1 protein-coding gene and 2 pseudogenes are annotated in these 1,126 nt (G+C 65.5%); 2 read left to right on the forward strand and 1 reads right to left on the reverse strand.

Going from position 1 to position 1,126, the window contains the following annotated elements:
• A partial coding sequence (locus tag ACFW2E_RS16745) for a transposase (protein WP_384467016.1) occupies positions 1-363 on the reverse strand: 363 nt, incomplete at its 3' end.
• A 61-nt stretch (positions 364-424) separates the two neighbouring features.
• Here ACFW2E_RS16745 and ACFW2E_RS16750 point away from each other — a divergent pair.
• Positions 425-786, forward strand: a pseudogene (locus tag ACFW2E_RS16750) (Scr1 family TA system antitoxin-like transcriptional regulator); the annotation flags it as partial.
• 8 nt (positions 787-794) lie between these two features.
• Positions 795-988 (forward strand): annotated as a pseudogene (locus ACFW2E_RS16755) (DUF397 domain-containing protein).
• Positions 989-1,126 lie beyond the last annotated feature (138 nt).

Raw genomic sequence — 1,126 nt, forward strand, 5'->3', positions numbered from 1 at the left:
GCCCGACTCGCCGACGACGCCCAGGGTCTCGCCCTTGCGCACCTCGAAGTCGATGCCGTCGACCGCCTTCACGGCGCCCGTCTGGCGCTGCAGGACCGCCTCATGCAGACGGCCCCATACGCCGGCTCTGGACCAGATCAGAAACCGGCGGTGGGCCGTGGACTTCGAAATGCCGAAGCACGGCGGCAGCGCCCGCCAAGCACAGCCGCTGACCAACACGTAGATGATCGCCGCGAACAGGGTCTCATCAGGCGTGTCCCGCGTCCCACCACCCTGCGGCCGAACCCTCGATGGAGGGATCAGAGGCTTCGCGATCTCCCACAGCCCGTCCGGAACAATCCAACTCCACGCACCCCGGCCCATACACAGCCCAACGACCGCCTCACCACGTAGGACACGGTCTATGAAACGCCAGGAGTCCGCCGCAGGCACCCCGTACCAGGCGATCATCCACGAGGCCGCACTGCGGATCAGGGTGGGCGGCCGTGAGGCCTGCCGAGCTCAACTGGGCAGGATTCTGGAGCTGTCCGAGGCCGAGCACGTGACCGTACGTGTCATCCCCTTCGAGCTGGACGACTTCGCGGACGTCACAGCCGCCATGGTGTACGCCGACGGATCCGTGCCTCGGCTGGACACCGTGATCCGCGACGGCCCGCACGGCTCACTGTTCATCGACTACGAAGCTCAACTCGGCCTCTTCAGAACACTTTTCCGTAGAGTTGAGAGCGTGTCACTCGACCCCGCGCGCTCGCGTGACCTCATCCGAGACTGGCCATGGAACTGTGAGGCGTACGGTGACCACCTCTGACAACTGGCGGAAGTCCTCCTACTCCGGCAGCGGAGACGGCAATGCGTGTGTGGAGATCGTCACCTCCCCCACCCGCATATCGTCCGCGACTCCAAGGACCCCGTCACCGGCACCCTCACCTTCCCCGCCGAAGCCTTCGCCCCCTTTATCGACTCCCTGAAGGGGACGCCAAAAAGGTGAGCGGTACGAGAAAGGTCGAGAACAAGTCGAAACGGGGCGCCCGCGTTCACCGGCGGCCCGGCAGAAAGAACCAGGCGAGTGGGCGGTGTTTTTTACGCCCCCCGTAGGGGTTGTGGTGGCCGCGCTCCAACCAAACGG

It is taken from the genome of Streptomyces sp. NPDC058964 (genome assembly GCF_042741275.1).
In the GTDB taxonomy this organism is placed as follows: domain Bacteria; phylum Actinomycetota; class Actinomycetes; order Streptomycetales; family Streptomycetaceae; genus Streptomyces.